The sequence below is a fragment of the Pseudoxanthomonas sp. PXM03 genome (assembly GCF_014852005.1).
Classification (GTDB): Bacteria; Pseudomonadota; Gammaproteobacteria; order Xanthomonadales; family Xanthomonadaceae; genus Pseudoxanthomonas_A.
On the sequence record NZ_JACVAU010000001.1, the window covers coordinates 1654310 to 1672246 of the forward strand.

Sequence of the window (17937 nt, forward strand, 5' to 3'; positions counted from 1 at the left end):
GGTCCTCGCGCCGATGATGAGGCGGTTGTTCCACGCCCGCGCGCCATGTCATCCCGCTCCGCTTCCACTCCGCAAGGCGACCTGTTCGGCGGCCCGCAACCGGGTCGGCTGCATCGCCTGTTCTTTGCTCTGGTGCCTTCCGCGGGCGAATGCGAAGCGCTGCGGCACCGCGCCGAGGATCTGAAGGCGGCGTATCCGCAGGCGCACTGGGTACGACCGGAGCGCTACCACCTGACCCTGCATTTCCTCTGCGAGAGCGATGGGCCGCGCGAGGACATGATCGCCACCGCGCGCAATGCCATGCAGGATTGGCAGCCGGAACCCCTCGGCATCACCCTCGACCACCTGCTGTGCCTCGGCAATCCGAAGAATCCCGCGCTGACGCTGGCGGCATTGCACCCGTCGCCCGCGACGGTCGCGTTCTGGCGCAACCTGCAGCAGCGGCTGCTGCGTGCGGGCTTCAAGCAGCACGTCGGGCGCAGCTTCGTGCCGCACCTGACGCTGGCCTATGTGCCACCGCGCACCGCGCCGGTGGACGTGCCACCGGTGGTGCTGCACCCGCAGGGCGTGCATCTCCTGCAGAGCATCGAGGGCGAGGCCGACTACGCACACCTGGGTGAGTGGTCGCTCGCGGGCTAGCCTTCCCGCGCGCCGGGGCAGGCCGGCGCTTCGACAGCAGCGTGTGTAATACGGGGTCGCCATGACGTGCGTTCGTCGGTCGGGCGCGTATTCCCGCCCCTGCATGGCCGTAGTGCGGCACCGTGACGCGTTCAGGTGGGCACCCGGAATCATCCGGCGATCATCGAACGAGGAATCCGACATGAAACGCTTGCCATTGCTGTGGGCGCTGTTGCTGTGCGCGCTGTCCTTCCCGCTGTCGGCGCAGGAGCGCAGCTATACCGAAGGGCCGGTCATGGAGGTCACGGCGGTGAAGATCATGGATGGCCAGTTCGACAACTACATGAAGCACCTGCAGGGCCAGTACAAGCGGGTCATGGAAGCGCAGAAGGAGGCCGGCATCATCCTCGGCTACGCGATCTATTCGACACAGGCGCGCCGGCCGGAAGACCCGGACGTCTACCTGACCGTGGTCTACCCCGACATGGCGGCCTTCGATGGCCTGCGCGACCGCTCCGAAGCGGTCTCCAGCAAGGTGACCGGGCAGAACACCGCGCAAGCCAACACGGCCTACGCCGACCGCGGCAAGATGCGCCAGATCCTGGGCAGCAATCTGATCCGCGAATTGAAGTTGAAGTAAGCCCGCTGCGCGGGGCCATGCTTCCGGGCGTGGTCCCTCGCCGCTGCGTCGCAGCCTAGTCGCCCTGCCTGCGCAGCGTGTCCAGCTTGGCCTGGTAGAGCGCACGGGTATCGCCCTGGCTGAGCTCGCCTGCGCGCGCCAGCGCCTTTCCTGCGCGCCGGTGGTCGCCCTGCAGGAAATACACGCGGGCGAGGCCGAAGTGGAAGCGGTGCTCGCCGTCGTACAACTGGATGGCCTTGCGGTAGTGCGCGGCAGCGCGCACCAGGTTGCCGTCGCGCTCGAAGCCCGCGGCCAGCAGGAAATGGTGGAACGGGTCGCGGGCCTGCGCGGCATCCAGTCGCTTCTGCAAAGGACGTGCGGCTTCCACGTTGCCCGCACGCTGGTAGAACGTGACCAGGTTGAACAGCGCGCCAGGGTTGTCGGCGTCGAGGTCGAGTGCGTGCCGGTAGGCCCGCTCCGCGCGCGCTCCATCGCCGTCGCGCAAGTACATCACGCCGATGTTGCTCCAACTGGTGGCGTAACCGGGGTCCAGGGTCAGGGCGATCTCCGCATGGCGCAGGGCATCGTCCAGCGCGCCGTGTTCGAGCAGCGCCGCCGCGCGGTTGTTGTAGTAGTGGGCGATGAGGCGGTCGTCGCGGATCGGTTCCGGTGGCTTGCGGGTGATGACCTCGTTCCAGGCCACATCCACCGTGAAGCGCCGTTCGCGGATGCGTACGCCGGCATTGACGTGCTGGGTGCGGTAGAGAATGTTGTGGTCCTGCCGCCAGGCCAGGGTTTCGTCCACCTGCTGCGCGTAGGCATCGAGCCCGGCCTCGCGCGCCAGCGCCACGGTCAGCAGGGTGAAGCTCATGCAGTTGGCCTGGCGCGTGGCGTAGGCCTCGGCCACGGTATGGTTGGCGTCGGCGTGGTAGCTCATGCCCAGTCCGCCGGGACTGAAGAGGAAGTCGACCATCCGCTCGAGCCGGGCATGCGGCGCGCGGGTGTGATCGAGGACCTGTTCGCGGAACTGCCGCTTCAGCGGCTCCGGTAGCGCCAGCACATCGGCGGGAGCAGGGGGTGGGGCGGGTTGGGCCAGCGCCGACAGGGCCGACGACGCCAGCAGCAGGGTGCCGAGCCACTTCGTCCACATTGCCCACCTCCGGGTCCCGCATCGGGACGCGTCCGCGTGACCGGAGTGTAGTCCCGCATCGCAGTGCGGCATGAACCGCCCGGGCAGCGTTGACGCGGTCATCGTGGGGCGGCTAGCGTCATGGCCCTTCCGTCGGAGGCTTCCTGCATGCGCGCTGCGATCTTCCTGCTCCTGCTGCTGGCCGGTCTGGCGTCGGCGCCCTGCGGACATGCCGCATCGATGCCGGAACAGGGACGGGACGGGGTCGGCGTGGGGGCAGTGCTGCCGCTGCGGGACCGCGTGGAGCCGGAGAACCGCATGCTCCGCGAGCGGCTCGACACCCTGCTGCCACGCTTGATGCGTGACGCCGACCTCGACATGTGGGTAGTGATCGCGCGCGAGTACGCGGAAGACCCGGTGTACTTCACGCTGGTGCCGCAGCCGGCCCACGCGGCGCGCCGGACCACGATGCTGGTGTTCCACCGGCAGCCCGATGGCAGCGTGCAGCGGCTGTCCATCAACCGGTACCCGTTCGGCGCACCCTATGAGACGGCGTGGTCCGGTGGGGACCTCGATGCGCAGTGGCATGCGCTGGGCACGCTGATCACCGCGCGCGATCCGCGCAGGATCGGCATCAACGTTTCTGGCGAGTGGGCGGTCGCCGATGGGCTGACGCATGCGCTGCACGAGCGCCTGCTGTCGGTGCTGCCGGCCGCGCTGCACGCCAGGCTCGTGCCGGCGGAGACGCTGGTGGTGCGCTGGATGGAGACCCGCACGGCGGGAGAGCTGGCCGCCTACCCGCATATCGTGTCGCTCGCACGCGGCGTCATCGCCGAGGCGTTCTCGGGCCGGGTCATCACGCCCGGTGTCACCACCACGGACGATGTGGCCTGGTACATCCGGGAGCGCTTCGAGTCGTTGGGGCTGGCGCCATGGTTCATGCCGGACGTGAACCTGCAGCGGGCGGGCACGGCGTGCGCCGACGATGCGCCGTTCTGTGGCGAAGAAGGCGTGATCCAGCCCGGCGATGTGCTGCACACCGATGTGGGGCTGTGCTACCTCAAGCTCTGCACCGATACGCAGGAAATGGCCTACGTGGCGCATGCGGGGGAAGCCGGGGCGCCCGCTGGGCTTCTTGCGGCGCTGGCACAGGGCAACCGCTGGCAGGACGCGCTGACCGGCCAGTTCGTCGCCGGCCGCACGGGCAACGAAATCCTGGCGGCGACGCAGCGCGAGGTCGCCCGCCTGGGCCTGCGCGCAGCGACCTACTCGCATCCGGTGGGGTTCGTGGGCCACGCGCCGGGGCCGACCATCGGCATGTGGGACAACCAGGGATCCACCGCGGGGCAGGGCGACTGGCCGCTGCATGCCGACACGGTCTACGCCATTGAGGGCAACGTGAAGGCGCGCGTCCCGGAGTGGGGCGGGCAGAACGTGCAGGTCAAGCTGGAGCAGATGGCCGTGTTCGATGGCCGGAGGGTGGTCTATCTGGCGGGGCGGCAGGTGGTCTGGCACGTGGTGCGGTGACGCGCCGGACGCGCGGGCGTTAGGATGCCTGCATGAGCGCCGATGCCCACCTGATCGCCTGCCCGCACTGCGCGGCGATGAACCGTGTGCCGCCGGCGCGGCTGGTCGAGACACCCAACTGCGGGCGCTGCCACCATCCCTTGTTCACCGGCCTGCCGCTGGCGCTGGGCGAGGCGGACTTCGACCGCCACGCCCTGCGCAGTACGCTGCCGTTGCTGGTGGATTTCTGGGCGCCGTGGTGCGGGCCCTGCCTGCAGATGGCTCCACACTTCCAGCAGGCGGCGGGCGTGCTGGAGCCCGCGATGCGGCTGGCCAAGGTGGACACGGAAGCCTGCCCGGGACTGGGCAACCGCTTCGGCATTCGCAGCATCCCGACGATGGTGCTGCTGCAGGGCGGCCGCGAGCTCGCCCGGCAGAGCGGGGCGATGTCGGCGGAGGCGATCGTGAGGTGGGCGCGGGGGCTGGTGGGGTGAGACGTTTGTACCGAGCTTCGATGGGGTATGGGCGCGCTGAGTCTCCGCGCCCAGCTGTGGATGGGTAGAAATGACGGCCCCGATTCTGACCGCAGGACCGGTCCGACTGCACCCTATTTGCGTCCAGGACGAAGATCTGTATCTCCGCCTTCATGCTTCGGTTGAGACGATGCGGCATGTGTCCGCAGTGGTGGATGCGGACACTGCGCGCTTGCGCTTCAGCGCTGCATGCAGGTTGACCGAGTCCTCTGATCCAACCTATTGGATATGGAGTGTTTCCCTGTCCAACCAGGCGCGGGATGTGGGCATCGCTTCGCTTATGGCAAGCGCCTCAAGCGCCGAGGTCGGGATGATGTTGTTGCCGGAATGGCAGGGACGAGGCGTGGGAAAGCACGTGATACAGGCAATCACGGAGTACGGTTTCTGTACGCTGGGTGTCGCCCGAGTAGAGGCTCGTCAACGCGCACGGAATGTCAGATGGGAGCGATTGATGGAACGTAGTGGCTTCATGCGGGTCCAGGGAGGGATCATCTCCCAGGATTGGATTAGGTGGCGGCGCGATCGCGATTGAAGATTGGAATACAGGGGATGCTGAAGTGAAGTCAGGCAGATTGGCGTGTGTGGGGCTTGGGATGACGATGGGGGCTCACCTGGCTCCCAGAGCGAGGAGTTTCATTGAAGAGGCGGACACGGTGTTTGTTGCTGCTTCTGATCCGCTCGTAGAACTGTGGGTGCAGCAGATGCACGATGACGTGCGCAGCTTGCAGCCCTACTACGCCGAGGGTAAGTCCCGAAACGAATCCTACGAACAGATGGTTGATGCCATGTTGGAGCTCGTGCGTGCAGGGCGTCGGGTCTGTGGTGCGTTTTATGGCCACCCAGGCGTTTTCGCTTGTGTCCCGCACCGCGCCATTGATCGAGCGCGCAGCGAAGGGTTCGACGCCGTCATGGAAGCAGCTGTATCGGCCGAGGACTGCCTGTACGCCGACCTGGGGATCGATCCCGGGACGTACGGTTGCCAGCACTACGAAGCCAGCCAGTTCATGATGTACCGCCGGAAGATTGATCCGACGGCATTTCTGGTGCTTTGGCAGGTAGGGGTCGCAGGGGACTCCACGCTGTCACGCCTAGGCACTGGCGCCGCCCATCGCAAAATCCTGCTCGAGATCCTGTCCAGCGATTACCCAAGCGATCATCTCGTTACGATGTATGAGGCCGCTACTCTGCCACTTGCTCCTCCCCGGATTGAGTCGATCCCCCTCAATGAGCTGGTTGACGCCGATTTAGGGGGCCAGACAACGTTGGTCGTTCCCCCATCCCGCCCGATGGAGCTAAATCCCGAGGTCGCGTCCAGGCTCAAGGAGCTGGAGGCCTGAAAACGATTTCAAGCCCGTAAACTTGTAGAGCGTGACTTGAAAAGAGGTTATCTTGCGGCAATGGGTTGCCCCGCTTGGGGAGCGGGAGCTCGTCAATGCCAATTTCTAGGGGGAGTCGTGTCAGCAGTTATTCGTTTCATTGAATCCATTGGTCAGAACTCGTCGGCGCGCCACATGACCGCTTCAGATTACGACGCCGCTATCAGGGCGTTGGGAATTGGGGAAGAACAGGCTGTTGCGCTGAGAGGCATGGATAGCGCTGCAATCTCGGGCGTGCTGGGTGGTCGAAGCAAAATGATGTGCATGATCTGGGCACCGGATCAGCAGCCCAGCAAGGAAGACGATCAGCCGCTGGAAGGCGACGTACCTGAGGAAGACAACCCGGCGGAAGAGTGAACTTTCGCTGGAGGCAGTAGATCAAGGGAGTAGAGCTATGTCTGCGCATTGGAAGGGTTACTGGTTGCTCGGCGCTTTGGTGGCGTCGCTCTCTGTTGGCTCGGCTTATGCCGCAGGATCGCTAGACACGCTCATCGCGAAGGCTGAGGCGGCTCGCAGTTCCGATCCAAAATCCTTCCAACGAATCCTTGGGCAGCTTGAGGCGCAGGCGGAAGCTGCAGACGAGTATCAAAAGGACCGTATCGCTTATTTGAAAGCGTACGGTCTGATCTTTGAAGGCAGGGCGGAAGCCGGCATCGGAGTAGCCAAAGCCTTGGGAGAGAAGACCAAGGACTCTGAGCTAGGCTTGCGCGCAACGCTCCTTACTGTCAACGCTTATGCATTGGACAGGCAGTTTACCGAAGGCTTGCGCCAGCTCGAGAAAGCGATGCAGCAGCTCCCTGCAGTTCACTCCAGGGAGATTCGTCATCAGGGACTGGGTGTGGCGGCAGTGCTGAACCAACAGATTGGTCAATATCGGCAGGCGCTGGACTATGCTGATCGCATCCAGAAAGATTCGCCCGATGGCCGCACCCGCTGCCTGGCCTCTCAGGTACAGATTGAGAGTCGTCAGTTCCTTGGTCTTCTGTCGTCCGATGACGGTCAGATCAATGACGAAATCGATCATTGCATTAGGCAAAAGGAGTTCGCGGCTGCGAACTTTATCCGCATTGCGCTAGCACGGAAGTGGGTGGAGGCAGGAGAAGCGGAGCGTGCGATCAATCTCATTGAGAGGCATCTCAATGAGATCGAACGAGCCAAGTATCCGCACCTGATCGCCGAGGCAAAGGCGTTTCTCGCGGAGCAGGCGTTGGAGAAAGGAGATCTTTCTGCTGCTGAGAACTACGCACGCGGGGTCCTGAGCCAGAGCGCCAGTGTTACCAGTGCGCTTCCGTTGGTTAAGGCATACAGGACGCTTTACGATGTCGCAGAGCGCAATGGCGATATAAGAGAAGCTTTGAGTGCTTATCAGAGCTATGCCGAAGCCGACAAGGCATACCTCAACGAGGTAAAAGCCCGCGAGTTGGCCTACCAGATCGTCCGTCAGGAAACCCTGCAGAAATCCCAGCAGATCAGTGTGCTCGACCAAGAGAACCAGGTCCTGCAGCTGCAGCGCAAGGTCGATCAGCAGGCCGCGCAGAACACGCGGCTGATCGTCATCCTGCTGGTGCTGCTGGTCGCCTCCATCGGCTACTGGGCTTTCAAGATCAAGCGCGTGCAGCTGTCGCTGAAGAAGATGGCCGAAACCGACGCGCTGACCGGCATCTGCAACCGCCACCACTTCACCCTGCGCGCCGAGCGCGCGCTGGCCGAGTGCGCCCGCAATGGCGAACAGGCCGCGCTGATCATGTTCGACCTCGACCACTTCAAGAACATCAACGACCGTTTCGGCCATGGCACCGGCGACTGGGCGCTCAAGGAAGTGGCCGAAGCCAGCAAGGGCTTCTGCCGCCGCATCGACGTACTCGGCCGCCTGGGAGGCGAGGAATTCGCCATCCTCATGTACGGTTGCGACCTGCGCGCCGCCGCCCGCGTGGCCGAAGACTGCCGCGTGCGCCTGGCGCAGATCGAGACCCGGGAGACCGGGCATGTCTTCGCCATCACAGGCAGCTTCGGCGTGACCTCCAGCATGCAGTCCGGCTACAGCCTGGCCAAGTTGCTGTCGCATGCCGACAAGCAGCTGTACCGGGCCAAGCACCTGGGCCGCAACCGCGTCTGCGTGCACGAGAACGAACAGGAAAGCGTGCGCGCCGCCGGCAGCAACGTGCTGGAACTGCCGCAGCGCGAAGGCCGCACGGAACACCTGGGCGCCTGACGCGGCAGCGCCGCATCGCCTGGCTCAGCGCGTGGCGAGGGCTGGATGCGGTCCTTCGTGGATGGCCAGCTGGTTGCGCCCACTGCTCTTTGCCCGATAGAGCGCCCGGTCGGCCGCTTCCAGCCAGGCCCGCAAGCCGCCTGCCGCAGCGTCCGCCTTCGCCAATCCCAGGCTCACCGTGTGCCGCAGGTCGGGCGCTGACTGGACCCGCAAGGCTTCTACGCCAGCCCGGATGCGCTGGGCGGCGATCTCCGCCGCCACCAGATCGGTCCCGCGCAACAGCACGGCGAACTCGTCGCCACCCAGCCGGCCCGCGCAATCCTGCGCGCGGATGCTGTGGCGGATCACGTCGGCGGTCGCGCGCAGCACGTCGTCGCCCACCGCGTGGCCGTGACGGTCGTTGATCGCCTTGAAGTGATCGATGTCGATCATCATCAGCGTGGCCGGTTCGCCCGTCGCGGCGCACTGGTCCAGCAGCAACGTGGCCTGCTCCTGCCAGTGCCGACGGCTGTCCAGCGCGGTCAACGTGTCGCGCCGGCTCAGTTCGTCCAGCAGGCGGTTCTGCCGCTTGACCTTGCGGACCAGGTGGTAGCTGGCCTGGCTGACGGCGATGGAATGGATGAGCAGCATCGGCAGGCACGCCAGCATCACCGGCATGCTGGTGACGGGACGCAATTCGAACCCCGTCACCAACCCGGCCACCAGCGCGCCGGCCAGCATCAACGGCAGCGACCAGTACCAGAGCCGATCGATGCCGGTGCTGATCTTGTCGACCGTGGCCAGTGTCACCAGCAGCACGCTGGGCAGCAGGTTGAACGCCATCAGCGGCACCCACATGCCGGCGAGCACCGAATCGAACAGCAGGTTGCGGATCTCGCCCCGATAAGGCTTGGGATGGCACAGCGCCAGCCATAGCGCGAGTTGCGGCCAGAGTACCGCCGTGAAGGCCAGCCACGCCCACGTACCCGGGCCGGCGTTGACCTCGAGCAGGACGGTTCCCACCGGCAGCGCAGCCAGACCCATCCCCAGCATGCGAAGCCGGTAGATCCGGCGAGGCAATCGCTGGCTCTGGCGCGCCGGATCGGCGCCGGGAAGCGGTGCGGTGAACGGCATTGGCGCGTGGAGTCCCCTTGCTCGTGACGGCCATCCCCGGTGCGCCGGGGGCAGGCGGAGTGTAGGCCAAACCGTGACGCTGGGCACGTCACGCAGCCCTGCCAACGACAGCGGCCCCGGCCGGGAAATCTTGAGGTGGTGCCGGATAATCGGGGGCCGGTTTCCGTTGCGCGCCTCGATGCCTGACTCCCCATGCCGTCCCGGTTTCCCGGACCCGCGCCTACGCGCTCGCATGGCACCGCTCGCCGCGATGGCGGGCGCGTCGCTGTTCCTGATGGTGGGCGCCGCGCTGCAGTTTCTCCGGGCTGACCTCGCTTGGCAGCAGGCCACGCTGAGCCAGTACCTGCTGGGTCCCGGCGGATTGCTGCTGCGCGTTGCCTACTGCGTGCTGGCCATCGCCATCGTGGTGCTGGCGATCGGCATCTACCGGCAGTTGTCGGCACATGCGCGCAGTGCGGCGCCGCTTCTGCTGCTCTGCACGGGCGCCGTCGCGCTGGCGGGCGTGGCGATCGGGGACTCGTGGCTGCCGTCCGTCGCGCCCGACTTCCATCGCTGGTTCCACCACACCTGCGCAATCACTGCATTCCTTTGCGTCACCAGCGGCATGGTGCTGCAGGCGTGGCGATTCCGGCTCGACGCGGCCTGGCGGCCGTACTTCCCCCTCGCGGCCGGATGGTCCCTCGGCTGCCATGCATTGCTGTGGCTGCATGCCCTGTGGGCGCCGGCCGGGCAGGGCTGGGTGCAGAAACTGCTGATCGCGCTAATCGTCACCGCCATGCTGCTCGCCGCAACATGGCTCTGGCGAACGAGCCGGGTGCGATGACGCAAGCCCGGCGCTAAGCTGCGACTTCCAACAGGGAGAAAAGCATCATGATCCAGCGGTTCGACGTGGGTACGCGCTTGTCCGAGATGGCCATCCACAACGGCGTGGTGTACCTCGCCGGCCAGATTGCGGAGGATGCGACGCAGGGTATCGCCGGACAGACGCAGCAGGTGCTCGACGAGATCGATGCCCTGCTGGCGCGCGCGGGCACGGACAAGTCGAAGATCCTGCGCGCCGAGATCTTCCTGAAGGATCTGCAGGACTTCGAAGGCATGAACCGCGTCTGGGACAGCTGGGTGCCGGAAGGCAACGCGCCGCCGCGCGCGACCGTGCAGGCGCATCTCGCACGCGTGGGCTGGCTGATCGAGATCGTGGTCACCGCCGCGGTCTGAACGATGGCGACGCGCATGCCCGGTCCCTGGCATCGTCCGGCGCCGAAGCGTCGCGACGGCGGCCAGAAACTCACGCCCGACCAGGTGCAGGAAGCCAGGGCACGTGCAATTGCGGCAGGCCGGCGCTACCCGAACCTGGTGGACAACATGTACGTGGCCGCGAAGGCGAAGCGCGAAAGGGCGATGGCGGAAGGACCGCGTGACGAGGCGGAGTGAGGCTGGCACACGGCGTGAGAGCGAGGATGCACATCCGGCCGTAAATGTCTGTAATAAAACTGCTTCGAAACGCTAACCGGACCTCAACAATGGCTCGCGTATCGTGCGCGCACGTTCCGCAGCCGCTGCGGCACGCACTTCCCGGGGTGCGCGCCGCAGCCCCTGCGGACGACCACTCAGGCGTTGCGCTGCGCCAGCCAGTCGACCACGCCGTGCGCGGCATGGCGACCGCTGGCGAAGCACGCTGTCAGCAGATAGCCACCGGTGGGTGCTTCCCAGTCCAGCATCTCGCCGGCAGCAAACACGCCCGGTACTCCGCGCAGCATCAGGCGCTCGTCCATTGCCTCCAGGGGCACGCCGCCGGCACTGCTGATGGCTTCGGCGATGGGGCGGGGACGCAACAGCCGGAACGGAAAACGTTTCAGCGTGCGCGCGATCCTGGCGGGATCGGCCAGCGCTGCCTTGTCCAGCGCCTCGTACAACAGCGCCGCGCGCACGCCGGTCACGCCGGCCTCGCGGCGGAGGTGTTCGCTCAGGCTGCGTGAGCCGCGCGGCTTGGCCAGCCGTTGCGCCAGTTCACGCTCATCGCGTCCTGGCAGCAGGTCCAGCACCAGGGTGGCGCTGCCGTCCCGCGCGATGGCATCACGCAGCATCGGCGACAGCGCGTAGACCAGGCTTCCTTCGATGCCGGTGGCGGTGATGACGCACTCGCCCTGTCGCTGGCGGGCGCTGCCATCGGCCTCCTGCCAATGCGCGATGACCGGTTTGAGGGGTTCGCCAGCGAATCGTGACGCCAGATGTTCGCTCCACGCGATGTCGAAACCGCAGTTGGAAGGTTGCAAGGGAGCGATGGTGATGCCCTTTGTTTGCAGTGCATCGACCCAGGCGCCGTCCGAACCCAGTTCCGGCCAGCTTCCGCCGCCCATCGCCAGCACGCTGGCGTCGGGAGACACGAGGATCTCGCCGTCGGGGGTCGCGAAGCGCAGGGCACCTTCGCCGGTCCATCCCGACCATCGGTGGTGCACATGGAAACGCACACCCTGTTCGCGCAACCGCCGCACCCAGCCGCGCAGCAGCGGCGCCGCCTTGAGGTCTGACGGAAACACGCGGCCCGACGTGCCGACGAATGTCTCCACGCCCAATCCGCGCGCCCAGCCGCGCAGGGCATCCGCGTCGAAGCCCCGCAGCCATGCGGCGACGTCGTGCTCTCGCTCGCCGTAGCGTGTGACGAAGACGTCGGGCGGATCGGAATGGGTCAGGTTCATGCCGCCCTTGCCGGCGATCAGGAACTTGCGCCCCACCGAACCCTTGGCGTCGTACAGGTCCACCTGCAGGCCAGCGGTACGCAGGGTTTCGGCGGCCATCAGTCCGGCGGGCCCGCCACCGATGACGGCGACGGTGGGGGTGGACAGCGTGTCATCGGAGCTTGGTGCGGGCATCCGCATAGTATGCCGCGCCGGCACGGCGCTCCCGGCAGGCATATCGCATGCGCCGCGTGCGGTATTGTCGCGCGGGACTCCGGACATGGGACACACGATGCGTTCGAACCTGATGGCGGCTACGGGCCGCGCACTCTGCCTGCTCGGCCTGTTCGCCACCAGCGCTGTCGCCAAGGACGCCACGCCGCCGCCTGCGCTGCAGGACCTGGACGCCTACGTCGAATCCGTACGCAAGGCCTTCGACGTCCCGGGTATCGCGGTGGCAGTGGTGAAGGATGGCGAGGTGGTGCTGGCGAAGGGGTGGGGCGAGCGCGAGATCGGCAAGGCCGGCAAGGTCGACGCGCACACCATGTTCGCCATCGCCTCCAATACCAAGGCGTTCACGACGGCCTCGCTGTCCATGCTGGCCGACGAAGGCAAGCTGAAGCTGGAGGACCGCGTCATCGACCACCTGCCATGGTTCCGCATGGCCGACCCCTATGTCACCCGCGAGATGCGCATCCGCGACCTGCTGGTCCATCGCAGCGGACTGGGGCTGGGCGCGGGGGACCTGCTGTTCTGGCCAACCACGACCTATAGCAACCGTGAAGTCGCCGAGCGCTTGCGCGACGTGCCGCTGAGCGGCGGATTCCGCGAGCGCTACGCGTACGACAACATCCTGTACGGCGTGGCGCAACTGGTCATCGAGCAGGCCAGCGGGCAGTCATACGACCAGTTCCTGCGTGCGCGCATCCTGCAGCCGTTGGGCATGCGGGAGACGCGCTACAACAGCGATGCGTTGCGGCCGGGCGACAACGTCGCCACGGGCCATGCCAAGGCCGACTTCGCCACCCTGCAACCGGCACCGCGGATGACATGGCGCAATGTCGCCGGCGCGGGCGGCCTCTATTCCAGCGTGAACGACATGGCGAAGTGGATGAACGCGCAGCTGGCCGGCGGGACCTATCGCGATGCGAAAGGCCGCGAACAAGCGCTTTTCACGCCCGAGCGTCAGAAATCGATGTGGTCGCTGGTCACGCCGATCCCGATCACCGAACCGAAGATCGAAGCGTTGAAGGCGGCGAAACCCAATTTCCTCGGTTACGGTGAAGGCTGGATGGTGTCCGACTTCCAGGGCCGCAAGCTGGTCTGGCATACCGGTGGATGGCCCGGGATGGTTTCGCGGGTGACGCTGGTGCCGGAGCAGAGGCTGGGCATCGTGGTGCTGACCAACCAGGAGGTCGGTGCGGCATTCAATGCCGTCACGCTGAAGGTGCTGGATGCCTACCTAGCCAACACCGGCACCGACTGGCTCGCGGCCTACCAGGCGCAGGTCGCGCAGGCGAAGGGCAATGCCGACGAGCACTGGCAGAAGCTGCAGGCGGCGCGCGATGCAGACTCCAGGCCTTCGCTGCCGATCGCGGAATATGCCGGCACACTGCGCGACCCTTGGTATGGCGATGTCGTGGTGGCGCAGGAAGGCGACGGGTTGGTGCTGCGCTTCAGCCGTACGCCGGAGCTGGTGGGTGACCTGCAGCCGTGGCAGCACGATACGTTCGTCGTGCGCTGGCGCGAGCGCTGGCTCAACGCCGACGCCTTCCTGACGTTCTCGCTGGAACCGGACGGCACCCTCCGGGAGGCGCGTATGGAGGCGATTTCACCGCTGACGGATTTCAGCTTCGATTTCCACGACCTGCGGCTGGCGCCGGTGGAGTAGTCCGTGCTTTCTGTAGGAGCGACGTGAGTCGCGACCGCACGGCTTGAAAATCATGGCGTGTCATCTACGCGCGAACCCGCAGAATTCCGTGCGCGGCGTACTCGCGGTCGCGACTCACGTCGCTCCTACAGGGGATACGCACTCCTCACTGGTGCGGTTTCACTTCCAGCAATTCCACGTCGAATACCAGCGATGCGCCCGGTGGAATCACGCCACCGGCACCATTGCTGCCGTAGCCGAGGTCGGCGGGGATCCGCAGCGTGCGCTTGCCCCCGGTCTTCATGCCGGCCACGCCCTCGTCCCAGCCGCGGATGACCTGGCCGGCACCGAGCAGGAAGGTGAAGGGCTGGCCTCGGTCCACGGAGCTGTCGAACTTCAAGCCGCGCTGCTGCGGGGCGTTCTCGTCGTACAGCCAGCCGGTGTAGTGCACGGTGACATCACTGCCGCTGGTCGCCACGGCACCGGTACCGGCGAGGGTGTCGATGCGTTCCAGTTCGGCGAAGCTGCCGCTTGGCGGCGGGACGGGGGCGTTGCAGGCAGCGAGCAGGAACAGCGAAATGGCGAGCAGCAAGGGACGCATGGGCGGTTCATCCATGGGGCGAAAGGCGCGCAGGGTAACGCATCCGGCTGCCCGGTGGCCTGGATCGCAGCGGTTACACTGGCAGCATGGCGAAACTCTTCCTGAATCTGCGCAACGTGCCCGGCGACGAGGCTGACGATGTGCGCGACCTGCTGCGGGCGAACACGATCGACTTCTATGAGACGCAACCCAGTCCGTGGGGGATTTCCGCCGGCGGACTGTGGATCGAAGACGTCGACCAGCTGGCGCGGGCCAAGGTCCTGATGGCGGACTACCAGGCCCGGCGCCGGACGCAGGCACGCGAGGACCGCACGGCGGCCGAGCGCGAAGGGCGGGCGGAGACGTTTGCGGGCCAGTTGCGTGCGCGGCCCCTGTACGTGGTCGGGGTGTTGGCGGCGATGGTCGCGATCATCGTGCTGACCCTCGCGCTGCCCTGGATGCTGCTCTGAGGCGCGAGCCGCCTGCGGCCGGTAAAATCAGCGCATGATCACCAACATCGCGGCCTACCATTTCACGCCCGTCGACGCTCCCGAGGCATTCGCCTCGACGCTGCGCGCACGCGCCGAGGCGCTCTCGCTGCGGGGTTCGGTGCTGGTGGCGGGCGAGGGCATGAACCTGTTCCTGGCCGGTGGGGCAGACGCGATCGAGTCCTTCCTGGCGCCGCTGCGCGCGGACCAGCGCTTCGCTGGCCTGCGGGTGAAGTACAGCACCAGTCGCCAGGTGCCGTTCGCGCGCCTCAAGGTCAAGGTGAAACCGGAGATCATCAGCTTCCGCCGCCCCGGCACCACGCCGGAAGACGTGCGCGCGCCTGTCGTTGAATCCCGGACGCTCGCCCGCTGGCTGGAACAGGGTCATGACGATGCCGGCCGTCGCGTGGTGATGCTGGATACCCGCAACCAGCAGGAAATCGCATACGGCACCTTCAGCGGTGCGCTGACGCTGCCGATCGACAAGTTCACCGACCTGCCCGCGGCGCTGGAACCGCATCGCGATGCGCTGAAGGACGCCACCGTGGTCAGCTTCTGCACCGGCGGCATCCGCTGCGAGAAGGCCGCGCTGTGGATGCAGGCCGATGGCATGGACAACGTGCTGCAGCTGGACGACGGCATCCTGGGCTACTTCGAACAGGTCGGGGGCTTCGGCTATGACGGTGCGTGCTTCGTCTTCGATGAGCGCGTCGCCCTGCGCCCCGACCTGAGCCCGCTGGCGGACGATGAGACGGTGGACGTGGCGTGAGCGCCGGCCTGCAGGTACTGCACTTCGACAACCGCTTCATCCGGGAACTGCCTGGCGATCCCGAGCAGGGCACGCGCCGCCGCGAAGTCCGCGGCGCTCTCTGGTCGGCCATCGACCCGACGCCGGTCGCCGAGCCGCAGGTGCTGGCGTACGCGACGGAGGTCGCTGCGCTGCTGGGGCTGGACGAGCGCGACGTGGCATCCCCCGCATTTGCCCAGGTCTTCGGCGGCAATGCCGTGCTCCCGGGCATGCAGCCCTATGCGGGCAACTACGGTGGGCACCAGTTCGGCAACTGGGCGGGCCAGTTGGGCGACGGTCGCGCGATCACGCTGGGCGAGGTGGTCAACGCGGCCGGCGAGCGCTGGGAACTGCAGCTGAAAGGCGCAGGGCCCACGCCCTATTCGCGTACCGCCGACGGGCGTGCCGTCCTGCGGTCGTCGATCCGCGAATTCCTGTGCAGCGAAGCGATGCATCACCTGGGCGTGCCCACGACACGCGCCCTCAGCCTGGTGGGCACGGGCGAGCAGGTGGTGCGCGACATGTTCTACGACGGTCATCCGAAGCCTGAGGCCGGCGCGGTGGTCTGCCGGGTGGCGCCCTCGTTCCTCCGCTTCGGTCATTACCAGTTGCCCGCATCGCGTGGCGACACCGGCCTGCTGCGCGCGCTGGTGGACTTCACCATCCGTCGCGATTTCCCGCACCTGTCCGGTGAAGGCGAAGCGCTGCACGCAGCCTGGTTCGCAGAGGTCTGCGAGCGCACCGCGGTGATGGTGGCGCACTGGATGCGGGTGGGCTTCGTCCATGGCGTGATGAACACCGACAACATGTCGGTGCTCGGGTTGACGATCGACTACGGCCCCTATGGCTGGATCGACGCCTACGACCCGGACTGGACGCCCAACACCACCGATGCCCACGGCCGCCGCTATCGCTTCGGTTGGCAACCGCAGGTGGCGGGATGGAACCTGAGCCGCTTCGCGCAGGCGCTGTCGCCACTGTTCGATGGCGTGGAGCCCTTGCAGGACGGCCTGCAGCGGTTTGCCGATGCCCATGCACGCGCGCACCGCGACACCATCGCACGCAAGCTGGGGTTGGCCGACTGCCGAGATGACGACATCGAACGCATGGACACGTTGCAGCAGCTGCTGGCACAGGGCGAGATCGACATGACCCTGTTCTTCCGGGCCTTGATGGATGCGGATCCGGTGGATGCATCGCTGTCCGCATTCGATGATGCGTTCTATGACCCGGCCCGTCGCGACGCCGTTGCGCCGGCGCTGCGCCATTGGCTGGTCGAGTACGCGCGCCGCCTCGATGACGAAACGCTGACGCCGGCGGCGCGCCGTGAACGGATGCGCCTGGCCAATCCCCGCTACGTGCTGCGCAACTACCTGGCGCAGCAGGCCATCAATGCGGCGGAGGCGGGCGACCTGTCCGGCGTGCATGCGCTGCTGGACGTCATGCGCCGGCCGTACGACGACCAGCCGGGTCGCGAACGCTACGCCGGGCGTCGGCCCGACTGGGCACGCGACCGCGCGGGTTGTTCGATGCTGTCGTGCAGTTCCTGAGTCGCATCGTTTCCTTGTAGGAGCGACGTCAGTCGCGACCGCACGGTTCGATCTTCCCGATCTCGTTCGTTGTGCACCGAATTTCGGGTGAGCAGAGTTCCGGTGTGTTCTTGCCGCACGGTCGCGACTGACGTCGCTCCTACAACGGCGGACATCGCGGTAGCATGACCGTCTCCCACGGAGCTCCCCCATGATCACCGTCCACCATCTCAACAACTCCCGTTCCCAGCGTGTGCTCTGGCTGCTCGAGGAACTGGGGCTGGACTACACGGTGGTGCGTTACCAGCGCGACCCGCAGACCATGCTCGCGCCGCCGGCGCTGAGGAAGATCCATCCGCTGGGCAAGTCGCCCGTGGTGGTGGATGGAGAACACGTGCTGGCCGAATCCGGCGCGATCCTCGAGTACCTCGTGGAGCGTTACGACACCGCGCGCCGGTTCGCGCCCTCGCCGGGCACCGCCGAGCATCTGCGCTACCGCTACTGGCTGCACTACGCGGAAGGCTCGGCGATGCCGCCGATGCTGCTCAGTCTGGTGTTCTCTCGCCTGAAGAAAGCGCCCATGCCGTTCTTCGCCCGGCCCATCGCGCGCGGCATCGCCGACAAGGCGATGCGGACGTTCGTCGGACCGCAGGTGACGCTCCATCTGGGTTACATGGAAAGCGAACTGGGCAAGGCGCCGTGGTTCGCCGGTGACCAGTTCAGCGCAGCCGACATCCAGATGAGCTTCCCGGTCGAAGCGGCGGCGGTACGCGCCGGACTGGAGGCCCGTCCGAACCTCGCCGGATTCCTGCAGCGCATCCACGCCAGGCCGGCGTACCAGCGTGCGCTGGAGCAGGGCGGGCCGTTCGACCTGCTCGGCTAGGCGGGATGCAGCGTCCCAT

The 17937-nt window shown here is 66.5% G+C and carries 19 protein-coding genes; 15 read left to right on the plus strand and 4 right to left on the minus strand.

Features of this window, described 5'->3' with window-relative positions:
• Positions 1-45 precede the first annotated feature (45 nt).
• Together IB223_RS07760 and IB223_RS07765 are read left to right on the plus strand one after the other, a co-directional pair.
• Entirely contained in the window at positions 46-639 is a 594-nt protein-coding gene (locus IB223_RS07760; RefSeq protein WP_192201013.1) for a 2'-5' RNA ligase family protein, read from the plus strand.
• Between the two features lie 181 nt (positions 640-820).
• Positions 821-1258 (plus strand): hypothetical protein, encoded by a 438-nt coding sequence (locus IB223_RS07765; RefSeq protein ID WP_192201014.1) that lies wholly within the window; start codon positions 821-823, stop codon positions 1256-1258.
• A 55-nt stretch (positions 1259-1313) separates the two neighbouring features.
• Here IB223_RS07765 and IB223_RS07770 read toward each other — a convergent pair whose 3' ends face one another.
• A complete protein-coding gene (locus IB223_RS07770) occupies positions 1314-2387 on the minus strand; it encodes a tetratricopeptide repeat protein (RefSeq protein ID WP_192201015.1) in 1074 nt (357 codons plus the stop codon).
• A 147-nt stretch (positions 2388-2534) separates the two neighbouring features.
• Here IB223_RS07770 and IB223_RS07775 point away from each other — a divergent pair, with 147 nt between their 5' ends.
• From IB223_RS07775 to IB223_RS07800, 5 genes are all read left to right on the plus strand, one after another.
• Positions 2535-3893 carry a M24 family metallopeptidase gene (locus IB223_RS07775; protein ID WP_192201016.1) on the plus strand — a complete coding sequence of 453 codons (1359 nt, stop codon included), beginning with the start codon at positions 2535-2537 and terminating at the stop codon, positions 3891-3893.
• A 32-nt stretch (positions 3894-3925) separates the two neighbouring features.
• A complete protein-coding gene (trxC, locus tag IB223_RS07780) occupies positions 3926-4366 on the plus strand; it encodes a thioredoxin TrxC (RefSeq protein WP_192201017.1) in 441 nt (146 codons plus the stop codon).
• A gap of 620 nt (positions 4367-4986) precedes the next feature.
• Positions 4987-5742 carry an SAM-dependent methyltransferase gene (locus IB223_RS07790; RefSeq protein WP_343227177.1) on the plus strand — a complete coding sequence of 252 codons (756 nt, stop codon included), beginning with the start codon at positions 4987-4989 and terminating at the stop codon, positions 5740-5742.
• Between the two features lie 117 nt (positions 5743-5859).
• Entirely contained in the window at positions 5860-6138 is a 279-nt protein-coding gene (locus IB223_RS07795; RefSeq protein ID WP_192201020.1) for a hypothetical protein, read from the plus strand.
• 37 nt (positions 6139-6175) lie between these two features.
• Entirely contained in the window at positions 6176-7993 is a 1818-nt protein-coding gene (locus IB223_RS07800; protein ID WP_192201021.1) for a GGDEF domain-containing protein, read from the plus strand.
• Between the two features lie 24 nt (positions 7994-8017).
• Here IB223_RS07800 and IB223_RS07805 read toward each other — a convergent pair whose 3' ends face one another.
• Complete coding sequence (locus tag IB223_RS07805; protein ID WP_192201022.1) at positions 8018-9106, minus strand: diguanylate cyclase; 1089 nt, start codon at positions 9104-9106, stop codon at positions 8018-8020.
• A 232-nt stretch (positions 9107-9338) separates the two neighbouring features.
• On the opposite strand from IB223_RS07805, the gene IB223_RS07810 reads away from it, so the two are divergent.
• Genes IB223_RS07810 through IB223_RS07820 form a run of 3 tightly spaced genes read left to right on the plus strand, consistent with a single transcriptional unit; the run spans position 9339 to position 10537 of the window.
• Positions 9339-9929: a DUF998 domain-containing protein gene (locus IB223_RS07810; RefSeq protein WP_192201023.1), complete on the plus strand. Its 591-nt coding sequence runs from the start codon at positions 9339-9341 to the stop codon at positions 9927-9929.
• A gap of 47 nt (positions 9930-9976) precedes the next feature.
• Entirely contained in the window at positions 9977-10321 is a 345-nt protein-coding gene (locus tag IB223_RS07815) for a RidA family protein (protein WP_192201024.1), read from the plus strand.
• A 15-nt stretch (positions 10322-10336) separates the two neighbouring features.
• The gene (locus IB223_RS07820; protein WP_225590851.1) at positions 10337-10537 is read left to right on the plus strand and encodes a hypothetical protein; all 201 of its coding nucleotides are present in this window, start codon (positions 10337-10339) and stop codon (positions 10535-10537) included.
• Positions 10538-10713: 176 nt separating this feature from the next.
• Here IB223_RS07820 and IB223_RS07825 read toward each other — a convergent pair whose 3' ends face one another.
• Entirely contained in the window at positions 10714-11976 is a 1263-nt protein-coding gene (locus IB223_RS07825) for a TIGR03862 family flavoprotein (RefSeq protein ID WP_192201026.1), read from the minus strand.
• A gap of 97 nt (positions 11977-12073) precedes the next feature.
• On the opposite strand from IB223_RS07825, the gene IB223_RS07830 reads away from it, so the two are divergent.
• Positions 12074-13672, plus strand: coding sequence for a serine hydrolase (locus tag IB223_RS07830; RefSeq protein WP_225590853.1), 1599 nt, complete (start codon positions 12074-12076; stop codon positions 13670-13672).
• 145 nt (positions 13673-13817) lie between these two features.
• On the opposite strand, the gene IB223_RS07835 is transcribed toward IB223_RS07830, so the two are convergent.
• Positions 13818-14252 carry an FKBP-type peptidyl-prolyl cis-trans isomerase gene (locus IB223_RS07835; protein WP_192201027.1) on the minus strand — a complete coding sequence of 145 codons (435 nt, stop codon included), beginning with the start codon at positions 14250-14252 and terminating at the stop codon, positions 13818-13820.
• A gap of 86 nt (positions 14253-14338) precedes the next feature.
• On the opposite strand from IB223_RS07835, the gene IB223_RS07840 reads away from it, so the two are divergent.
• From IB223_RS07840 to IB223_RS07855, 4 genes are all read left to right on the plus strand, one after another.
• Positions 14339-14701 (plus strand): DUF6164 family protein, encoded by a 363-nt coding sequence (locus IB223_RS07840; protein WP_192201028.1) that lies wholly within the window; start codon positions 14339-14341, stop codon positions 14699-14701.
• 34 nt (positions 14702-14735) lie between these two features.
• Complete coding sequence (locus tag IB223_RS07845) at positions 14736-15488, plus strand: sulfurtransferase (RefSeq protein ID WP_192201029.1); 753 nt, start codon at positions 14736-14738, stop codon at positions 15486-15488.
• An 8-nt stretch (positions 15489-15496) separates the two neighbouring features.
• On the plus strand, positions 15497-17056 hold the full coding sequence (locus IB223_RS07850; RefSeq protein ID WP_192201296.1) for a YdiU family protein: 1560 nt from the start codon (positions 15497-15499) through the stop codon (positions 17054-17056).
• A gap of 190 nt (positions 17057-17246) precedes the next feature.
• Positions 17247-17918: a glutathione S-transferase gene (locus tag IB223_RS07855; RefSeq protein WP_192201030.1), complete on the plus strand. Its 672-nt coding sequence runs from the start codon at positions 17247-17249 to the stop codon at positions 17916-17918.
• Positions 17919-17937 lie beyond the last annotated feature (19 nt).

Coding starts and splice junctions, on each gene's coding strand:
- IB223_RS07800 (WP_192201021.1), top strand. CDS start 6,176: ATGTCTGCGCATTGGAAGGGTTACTGGTTGCTCGGCGCTTTGGTGGCG.
- IB223_RS07810 (WP_192201023.1), top strand. CDS start 9,339: ATGGCACCGCTCGCCGCGATGGCGGGCGCGTCGCTGTTCCTGATGGTG.
- trxC (WP_192201017.1), top strand. CDS start 3,926: ATGAGCGCCGATGCCCACCTGATCGCCTGCCCGCACTGCGCGGCGATG.
- IB223_RS07825 (WP_192201026.1), bottom strand. CDS start 11,976: ATGCCCGCACCAAGCTCCGATGACACGCTGTCCACCCCCACCGTCGCC.
- IB223_RS07830 (WP_225590853.1), top strand. CDS start 12,074: ATGCGTTCGAACCTGATGGCGGCTACGGGCCGCGCACTCTGCCTGCTC.
- IB223_RS07820 (WP_225590851.1), top strand. CDS start 10,337: ATGCCCGGTCCCTGGCATCGTCCGGCGCCGAAGCGTCGCGACGGCGGC.
- IB223_RS07855 (WP_192201030.1), top strand. CDS start 17,247: ATGATCACCGTCCACCATCTCAACAACTCCCGTTCCCAGCGTGTGCTC.
- IB223_RS07760 (WP_192201013.1), top strand. CDS start 46: ATGTCATCCCGCTCCGCTTCCACTCCGCAAGGCGACCTGTTCGGCGGC.
- IB223_RS07765 (WP_192201014.1), top strand. CDS start 821: ATGAAACGCTTGCCATTGCTGTGGGCGCTGTTGCTGTGCGCGCTGTCC.
- IB223_RS07840 (WP_192201028.1), top strand. CDS start 14,339: ATGGCGAAACTCTTCCTGAATCTGCGCAACGTGCCCGGCGACGAGGCT.
- IB223_RS07815 (WP_192201024.1), top strand. CDS start 9,977: ATGATCCAGCGGTTCGACGTGGGTACGCGCTTGTCCGAGATGGCCATC.
- IB223_RS07805 (WP_192201022.1), bottom strand. CDS start 9,106: ATGCCGTTCACCGCACCGCTTCCCGGCGCCGATCCGGCGCGCCAGAGC.
- IB223_RS07770 (WP_192201015.1), bottom strand. CDS start 2,387: ATGTGGACGAAGTGGCTCGGCACCCTGCTGCTGGCGTCGTCGGCCCTG.
- IB223_RS07845 (WP_192201029.1), top strand. CDS start 14,736: ATGATCACCAACATCGCGGCCTACCATTTCACGCCCGTCGACGCTCCC.
- IB223_RS07775 (WP_192201016.1), top strand. CDS start 2,535: ATGCGCGCTGCGATCTTCCTGCTCCTGCTGCTGGCCGGTCTGGCGTCG.
- IB223_RS07835 (WP_192201027.1), bottom strand. CDS start 14,252: ATGCGTCCCTTGCTGCTCGCCATTTCGCTGTTCCTGCTCGCTGCCTGC.